This is a genomic window from Streptomyces sp. NPDC054813, assembly GCF_053611365.1.
Map to the genome: position 1 here is coordinate 327,255 of NZ_JBSHAF010000003.1, position 8,257 is coordinate 335,511.

The following is an 8,257-nucleotide window of genomic DNA, read 5'->3' on the forward strand; positions in this document are numbered from 1 at the left end:
GCGCGGCGCGCGCGCGCCGCCCCGCGGGGGGGGCGTGGGGGCGGGGGCCGGGGGGGGGGGGGGGGGGGGGCCGGGGGGGGGGGCGGCGCGGGGGGCCCCCCCCCCCCCCCCCGGGTCCACGGGGGCGGTGCCGAAGGAGCGGGTCAGCTGGCCGAGGCCCAGGGTGACCAGCTCGTCCCAGTCGTAGTCGGCGGTCATCTCGCGTTGCAGCGGGGCGACGCCCTCGCCGTCCGTGGCGGCGCCCACCCACACGCCGTAGAGCTGGGCGGTCTTCTCCTCCAGGGTCATCCGGGGGAGCAGGTCGTCGACGCGGGCCGGGGCGGGCAGTGCGGGGTCTCGCCAAGGAGCGGTGGTCATGAAACTCCCGTCACGAATGTTTCGTACAACACACCGAATGTTCCGGGAACCTATGGCGTGCGCAGGTCTTCGTCAAGGGGGAGTGCAGGGATACGATCGCGGGCATGACGCCTCCGAAGCCCGCAGAAACGCAGACGGCGACGCTCGCCGAAATCGCCCGTGAGGCCGGCGTGTCCGCTCCGACTGTTTCGAAGGTCCTGAACGGGCGCGCGGATGTCGCTCCGGCGACCCGCACCCGGGTCGAGGACCTGCTGCGCGCCTACGGCTACCGGCGGCGGCGCGCCGAGGCCTCCCGGTCGCCACTCATCGACCTGGTCTTCCACGAGCTGGAGAGCGCCTGGGCGATGGAGGTCATCCGGGGGGTGGAGAACGTGGCCCGGGACGCCGGGCTGAGCGTGGTGCTCAGCGAGAGCGCCGGGCGGCTCACCCCGGGGCGGACCTGGGCCGACCAGGTGGCGGCCCGGCGGCCGCACGGGGTGGTGCTGGTGCTGTCGGGTCTTGACGAGTCGCAGCGGGCGCTGCTGATGAGCCGGTCGATCCCGTTCGTGGTGATGGACCCGGCGGGGGACCCGGGGCCCGACGTGCCGTCCATCGGCGCGACCAACTGGCAGGGGGGCCTGGCCGCCACCCGGCACCTGGTCGAGCTGGGGCACCGGCGCATCGGGGCGATCAGCGGGCCCTCCCGGATGATGTGCAGCCGGGCCCGGGTGGACGGCTACCGGGCCGCGCTGGAGACCGCCGGGCTCCCGGTCGACCAGCGCCTGGTCAAGGCCGGGGACTTCCACCACGACGCCGGCTACCGGCTCGGCCTGGAGCTGCTGCGCATGCCCGACCGGCCCACCGCCGTCTTCACCGGCAACGACCTCCAGGCGCTCGGGCTGTACGAGGCCGCGCGCGAGCTGGGGCTGCGGATCCCGGAGGACGTGAGCATCGTCGGGTTCGACGATCTGCCGGTGGCCCGCTGGGTGGGGCCGCCGCTGACGACCGTACGGCAGCCGCTCACCGAGATGGCCGAGGCGGCGGCGCGGCTGGTGCTGGAGATGGGGCGGGCGGAGGAGGCCACCACCGCGACCCGGGTGGAGCTGGCGACCAGCCTGGTGGTGCGGTCGAGCACGGCGGCGCCCGCGCCCGGCTGAGACGGGCCTGGCCGGAAGGTGACGTATTGACGGGTGGTGCGGGTGTCTCCACACTCCTCCGAAGCCAATCGGTTGTACGACCGAAAGTTTCGGAGGCACCCGCAATGAGATCTCTGAGAACAGGCTTCTCCCCCCGCTTCTCCCTCCGCTTGTCCCCCCGCTTATCCACGGGCTTGTCCCTGGCGGCACTTGTCACCGGCGCCGCGCTGCTGTTCGCGGCGCCCGCGGCGCACGCCGCCGACACCCCGCTGCGCGACCTCGCCGCCGCCAAGAGCAAGGTCATCGGCACCGCGGTCACCGGCTCCAAGCTCACCGGGACGTACGGTGACGTCGCCGGCGCCCAGTTCAGCTCGCTGACCCCGGGCAACGCGATGAAGTGGGGGTCGGTCGAGCCCACCCAGTCCACCTTCAACTGGACCGAGGCCGACCAGATCGTGGCCTTCGCCCAGGCCCACAACCAGCAGGTGCGCGGTCACACCCTGGTCTGGCACAGCCAGAACCCCAGCTGGCTGACGAACGGCACCTGGACGTCCGCCCAGCTGAGCAGCCTGCTGCAGAACCACATCAGCACCGAGGTCGGCCGCTACAAGGGCAGGATCGCCGCCTGGGACGTCGTCAACGAGCCCTTCAACGAGGACGGCACCTACCGCTCCTCCCTCTGGTACAACGGCCTCGGCGCCGACTACATCGCCAACGCCCTGACCTGGGCACACGCGGCGGATCCGGCGGCGAAGCTGTACATCAACGACTACAACGTCGAGGGCGTCAACGCGAAGTCCACGGCCCTGTACAACCTGGTCAAGTCCCTGAAGGCGGCGGGCGTCCCGATCGACGGGGTGGGACTGCAGGCCCACCTGATCCTCGGCCAGGTCCCTTCCACCCTCCAGCAGAACATCCAGCGCTTCGCCGACCTCGGCGTGGACGTGGCGATCACCGAGCTGGACATCCGGATGGCGCTGCCCTCCGACAGCACCAAGCTCGCCCAGCAGAAGGCCGACTTCAAGTCGGTGGTCGCCGCGTGCGTGGCCGTGAGCCGCTGCGTCAACGTCACCGTGTGGGGCTTCGCCGACTCCGACTCCTGGGTGGACAGCACCTTCCCGGGGTACGGGGCGGCGACGCCGTACGACGCGAACTACGCCCCGAAACCCGCGTACTACGGGATCGCGGAGGCGCTCGGCGGGACCACGACCACACCGCCGCCGACCGGTGCCTGCTCGGCCGCCTACAGCGTGGGCAGCCAGTGGAACACCGGGTTCACCGGCCAGGTGACCATCTCCTGCTCGGGCGCCTCCCTCTCGTCCTGGAAGGTGAACTGGACGTACGGTGCCGGGCAGCAGATCACCCAGGCCTGGAACGCCGTCTGCACCCAGTCGGGCGCGGCCGTCTCCTGCGCGAACGCCCCCTACAACGGGACGGTCGCGGACGGGAGTTCGGTGACCTTCGGATTCAACGCGTCCTGGAGCGGCAGCAATCCGGTGCCGTCCGTGACGCTGGGCTGAACCCGGCCTGAGAAGGGTGAGATTTTCCGAAGAAAACGCTCTTGCGGCACTCGCGCTAACAGTCCCCTAATAATTCGGACTTACGTTCCTGTCTCGTGACGGGACACGAGGAGCAAGGCGGCGCGGGCAGACGGGTGGGCCGGCGGTCGAGAGGGCTGAAGATCGTCGGCCTCACCCTGGCGGGCGTCATGACGCTGGGCATCGCGGGCGCGGGGTGGGTCTACTGGCACCTCAACGACAACATCAAGAGCGTCGACATCAACAGCGCGCTCGGCGACGACCGCCCGGCCAGGGCGGTGACCACCCCGACGGCCACCGCGTCCGCGTCGGCGTCCCCGCTGCCCACCGGCTCCGTCAACATCCTGGTGCTGGGCTCGGACTCGCGCAGCGGCAAGGAGAACCAGAAACTCGGCGGCGGCGACAGCTCGGGCGCCCGCTCCGACACGGCGATGGTCGTCCACATCGACGCGGGCCGCACCGGGGCCACGGTCGTGAGCATTCCGCGCGACACCCTGGTCACCCGCCCCTCCTGCCCGCTCTCCTCCGGCGGCTCGACGTCCGTCGCCTACAACGCGATGTTCAACAGCGCCTACTCGGTGGGCGGGGCGGTGTGCGCGGTGAAGACGGTCGAGTCGATCACCGGCGTCCGCATGGACCACTACCTGGAGATCGACTTCTCGGGCTTCGCCAAGCTGGTGGACGCGCTCGGCGGGGTCACCGTGACCACCGACCAGGACATCGACGACGACGACAGCCACCTGCACCTGAAGAAGGGCACCCACCACCTCGACGGCACCACGGCCCTGGCGCTCGCCCGCACCCGGCACGGCATAGGCGACGGCAGCGACCTCGGCCGGATAGGCCTCCAGCAGAAACTGGTCAAGGCCCTGCTGGACCAGATGGCCTCCATCAGCCTCCTGACCGACCCGGCCAAGCTCTACGAGGTCGCCGACGCGGTCACCGCCAGCCTGACCACCGACACGGGCCTGGACTCGCTCAGCGAACTGATGCGCCTCGGCCAGAGCCTCAAGGGCCTGACCTCGGACCATCTCAAGACCGTGATGATGCCGGTGGTGACGGCCCCGTCGGACCCCAACCGGGTGATCGCGAACGAACCCGAGGCGAGCCACCTGTGGAAGTCGCTGCGCTAGGCCTGCGCTGGGCCCGGTGACAGGCCCGGTGACAGGCCCTGTGAATCGGCCCTGTGACCGGTGCGGAAAGGCCGCGGAAAAAACTTCGGGAAATTCGGGTGCGCGTGTCGATCCGGGGCCGGCGCGTTCGACGCAAGGGTGAGATGCGGGGAGAGACCCCGCACCGCACCGGAATCCCAGGAGTCACCATGCCCCGTTACCTGTCGCTCGTGAAGATCGACGAGAGCGCCGCCCCCGCCGAGGGCCCCAGCCAGGAGCTGATGCAGCGGATGGGTGAGCTGATCGAGGAGATCACCAAGGCCGGCGTGATGCTGGACACCGCGGGGCTCACGCCGACCGCCCAGGGCACCCGGGTGCACTGGGAGGGCGGGAAGATCTCCGTCACCGACGGGCCGTTCACCGAGTCCAAGGAGGTCGTCGGCGGTTACGCGATCATGCAGTGCAAGGACATGGCCGAGGCCCTGGAGTGGACCAAGCGGTTCCTGAAGGTGCACGAGGAGTTCTGGACGGTGACCTGCGAGGTGCGGGAGATCGCGGAGGGCTGACCCTCCTGGCGTACCGCCGTCCGGGGGTGTCGAATGGAGGGCTGTGAGCACACAGCCCTCCGTCGACGCCGATGCCCGGCACGCCATCGAGACCGTCTTCCGCCTGGAGTCGCCCCGCGTGATCGCCGGCGTCGCCCGGATCGTCCGGGACGTCGGCATCGCGGAGGAACTGGCCCAGGACGCCCTCGTCGCAGCCCTGGAGCAGTGGCCCCGGGACGGGGTGCCCGACAACCCGGGCGCCTGGCTCATGGCCACCGCCCGGCACCGCGCCGTCGACCTGGTCCGGCGCCGGGAGAACTACACCCGCAAGCTCGCGGAGATCGGCCGCGGCCTGGAGACGGCCGCCCCGCCGGAGGAGCCCGCCGACCCCGACGACATCGACGACGACCTGCTCCGCCTGGTCTTCACCGCCTGCCACCCGGTGCTCTCGCCCGAGGCCCGCACCGCCCTCACCCTGCGTCTCCTCGGCGGTCTGAGCACGGCCGAGATCGCCCGCGCCTTCCTCGTCCCCGAGCCGACCATCGCCCAGCGCATCGTCCGCGCCAAGCGCACCCTGGCCACCAGGAACATCGCCTTCGAGGTGCCGTACGGCCCGGACCGCGAGGCCCGGCTCGGCTCTGTGCTCGACGTCATCTACCTGATCCACAACGAGGGGTACGCGGCCACGGCGGGCGACGACTGGCTGCGCCCCTCGCTGTGCGAGGACGCGCTGCGGCTGGCCCGCGTGCTGTCCTCGCTGATGCCGAAGGAGCCGGAGGTGCACGCCCTCACCTCGCTCCTCGAATTCCAGTCCTCCCGCACGGCCGCCCGCACCGGCCCGGACGGCGAGCCGGTCCTGCTCAGGGACCAGAACCGCCGCCGCTGGAACCGCATGCTCATCGCCCGCGGCATCCGGGCGCTGGCCCGCGCGGACGCCACGGCGGCGGGCGCCCCGGGGCCGTACGCCCTGCAGGCGGCCATCGCGGCCTGCCACGCGCACGCGTACACCTACGAGGAGACCGACTGGCGGTCCATCGCCACCCTGTACGGCCTGCTGGCGGCCCGGTCCCCGTCCCCGGTCGTCGAGTTGAACCGGGCGGTGGCCGTGTCGATGGCGGACGGTCCGGCGGCGGCCCTGGCGATCGTTGACCCGCTGACGGCCGAACCCGCCCTGCGCGACTACCACTTGCTGCCCAGCGTGCGGGGTGACCTGCTGGCCCGCCTCGGGCGTACGGCGGAGGCCCGCGCGGAGTTCGAACGGGCGGCGGGGCTGGCGCGCAACGAGCGGGAGCGGGAGCTGCTGCTGGCCAGGGCGCGGGAGTGCGCTTCGTAACCTGGAAGCAGACAGCTGTTCACCCGCAACTCCGTTCCCATGGCAACTGGTTGGTCACTACAGTGACCCGGCCCCTGTGCAGGGGCTGTACAGACCATGGGGGGTCGACAACTTGAGAATGTTCACGCGCCGCCGTGCGGCGGCGCTCGCGACCGCGGCCGTACTGGCCGCGACGGGCACCCTGGCGCTCGCACCGGGCGCCGTCGCCGACGACGCCGGACCCTGGCCGGGAACCGAGGGCAAGATCCTCACCGACGGACCGCGGCTGATCGACCCGGCCACCGGCGCGGCCACCGCCGTCTCGTCCGTGGCCTCGGGCCTCTACGGCGCCTGGGCGCCGGACGGCAGCCGGTTCGTCACCGGCTCGTACCAGACGATCAGCAGCGTGCGCACCAGCGGCGCCACCAAGCTCACCCTGCCCCTGGCCGAGGGCATGCGGAACGACAACGTTGGCTACACGGACCTCACCTACGGCTGGAACGGCCGTTACGTCGTGTTCTCCGACGGCGGCCAGCTCGCCTACGGCCCCTCCGACGGCGCCTGGGCCCCCGGCCCGCTGCTGTCGACCGCCCAGGAGCCGTCGACCGCCTGCGACTCCAACCCGACCGTGGACGACGCCGGCCGGGTCGCCTTCGAGCGCCGCAACGGCGGCTGCTCCGCGGACCCGGGCGTCTACGTCTACGACTCGGTCGCGGACACGGTCAAGCTCGTGCTCAGCCACGCCGGGCAGCCCGCCTTCTCGCCCGACGGCACCAAGCTGGTCTTCGTCCGTGACTCCCAGCTCTTCACGGCGAACGCGGACGGCACCGGCGTCAAGCAGCTCACCGACGACACGCGCTCGTACTCCAACCCGTCCTGGTCGCCCACCGGCACCCGGATCCTCTACGACGTCCACACCAACCCGAACAACAGCGACGCGCACAGCACCGAGTACCTGGACCTGACCAGCGGCGCGTTCACCCCGGTCCCGACGACCTGGGAGGGCAGCAACCCCAGCTGGCAGCCGGTCCGCAAGAACACCACCGCCCGGGTCTGGGGCGCCGACGCGGGCGCCACCGACATCGCCTCCTCGCGCTGGAGCTGGAACACCGTCGGCCAGAGCGAGGCGGGCCTGCTGGACGCCAAGTCCGCCGTGCTGCTCAACCAGGACGACTCGGCCGACGCGCCGACCGCCACCGCACTCGCCGGCAAGCGGCAGGGCCCGGTGCTGACGACCGTGAAGACCGGGCTGTCGACGGCGGTGAAGAACGAGCTGAAGCGCACCCTGAAGAAGGGGGCGAACGTCTGGATGGTCGGCGGGACCTCGGTCCTCACCACCAACGTCTCCACCCAGCTGAAGTCCCTCGGGTACGTCCCGAAGCGGGTCTCCGGCACCGACCGCTACGACACCTCGGTCAAGGCCGCGAAGACGGTCACGACCAGCCCGTCGTACGTCTTCCTGGCCAGCGGAACCGACTACCAGGCGGCGCTCCCGGCAGCCGCGGCTGCTGGTGCCGAGGGCACCAGCAGCACCGGCAGCGTGGTCCTGACCAGCGGCAAGTCGCTGACGTCGGCGGTGAAGTCGTACCTCAACAGCCTCAACCCGGCCAAGACCATGGTCATCACGGTCGGGTCGGACGCGAAGTACGCGCTGACCCACTCGTCGTTCTCCACGTGGCCGTCGACGTACTACTACTACCCGATCACGGGGGCCAACAGCGAGGCGCTGTCGGTGGCCGTCGCCAAGTTCTGGTGGACCACGCCGAGCCAGGTCGCCGTCGCCTACGCCGGCTCCTGGCGGGACGGGGTCTCCGCGGGCTCGGCGATGAACATCTACGGGCCCGTGCTGTGGACCTCCCGGCCCGCCCTGTCCGACGAGGTCAAGAGCTACCTGCTGCGCGAGTCCGCCGGCACCCAGGCCGCGATCGCCTTCGGTGACACCGGCTCGGTGACGGCGGGCGCGCTGAACACGGCCGGCTCGTCGATCAGCGCGAGCGGCAACGACTTCGTGTACCGGCCGTTCTTCAACGGCGTCGCCTCGGCCGCGCGCACCTTCGCGCTGCGCACGGACGCCGGTGAGCCCGCCTCGGCCGCGGCCAAGTCCGGCCGGTCGACCGACCGGAACCCGACGCCGTTCAGGACGGCCCGGCACCAGTAGCCGGCCGCGGGGGGGGGGGGGGGGGGGCGGGGGGGGCCCGCCCCCCCCCCCCCGCGCGCGCCCCCCCCCCGCGGGGGGCGCGGGGGGGGGGGGGGGCGCGCCCGGCCGCGCGCGCGCCGC

Annotated in this window: 6 protein-coding genes and 1 pseudogene; 6 read left to right on the forward strand and 1 reads right to left on the reverse strand. The window is 71.9% G+C overall.

What is annotated here, in order from left to right:
* A pseudogene (locus tag ACWGJB_RS07655) lies at nt 1–357 on the reverse strand (hypothetical protein); the annotation flags it as partial.
* A 104-nt stretch (nt 358–461) separates the two neighbouring features.
* Between ACWGJB_RS07655 and ACWGJB_RS07660 the strand changes: the two are divergent.
* The 6 genes from ACWGJB_RS07660 to ACWGJB_RS07685 all read left to right on the forward strand — a co-directional run bounded on the left by ACWGJB_RS07660 (nt 462) and on the right by ACWGJB_RS07685 (nt 8,137).
* Nucleotides 462–1,493 (forward strand): LacI family DNA-binding transcriptional regulator, encoded by a 1,032-nt coding sequence (locus ACWGJB_RS07660; RefSeq protein ID WP_453379295.1) that lies wholly within the window; start codon nt 462–464, stop codon nt 1,491–1,493.
* A gap of 173 nt (nt 1,494–1,666) precedes the next feature.
* Complete coding sequence (locus tag ACWGJB_RS07665) at nt 1,667–2,992, forward strand: endo-1,4-beta-xylanase (protein WP_453379296.1); 1,326 nt, start codon at nt 1,667–1,669, stop codon at nt 2,990–2,992.
* Nucleotides 2,993–3,087: 95 nt separating this feature from the next.
* Nucleotides 3,088–4,143 carry an LCP family protein gene (locus ACWGJB_RS07670; RefSeq protein WP_453379297.1) on the forward strand — a complete coding sequence of 352 codons (1,056 nt, stop codon included), beginning with the start codon at nt 3,088–3,090 and terminating at the stop codon, nt 4,141–4,143.
* Nucleotides 4,144–4,331: 188 nt separating this feature from the next.
* Nucleotides 4,332–4,688, forward strand: a complete 357-nt coding sequence (locus ACWGJB_RS07675) for a YciI family protein (protein ID WP_351693607.1) — start codon at nt 4,332–4,334, stop codon at nt 4,686–4,688.
* A 43-nt stretch (nt 4,689–4,731) separates the two neighbouring features.
* Nucleotides 4,732–6,000: an RNA polymerase sigma factor gene (locus ACWGJB_RS07680; RefSeq protein WP_453379298.1), complete on the forward strand. Its 1,269-nt coding sequence runs from the start codon at nt 4,732–4,734 to the stop codon at nt 5,998–6,000.
* Nucleotides 6,001–6,118: 118 nt separating this feature from the next.
* Nucleotides 6,119–8,137 (forward strand): cell wall-binding repeat-containing protein, encoded by a 2,019-nt coding sequence (locus ACWGJB_RS07685; protein ID WP_453379299.1) that lies wholly within the window; start codon nt 6,119–6,121, stop codon nt 8,135–8,137.
* Nucleotides 8,138–8,257: the final 120 nt, after the last annotated feature.

Excerpts from the sequence above, each read along its gene's own strand:
- ACWGJB_RS07675 (WP_351693607.1), top strand. The coding sequence starts at position 4,332 with ATGCCCCGTTACCTGTCGCTCGTGAAGATCGACGAGAGCGCCGCCCCC.
- ACWGJB_RS07685 (WP_453379299.1), top strand. The coding sequence starts at position 6,119 with ATGTTCACGCGCCGCCGTGCGGCGGCGCTCGCGACCGCGGCCGTACTG.
- ACWGJB_RS07660 (WP_453379295.1), top strand. The coding sequence starts at position 462 with ATGACGCCTCCGAAGCCCGCAGAAACGCAGACGGCGACGCTCGCCGAA.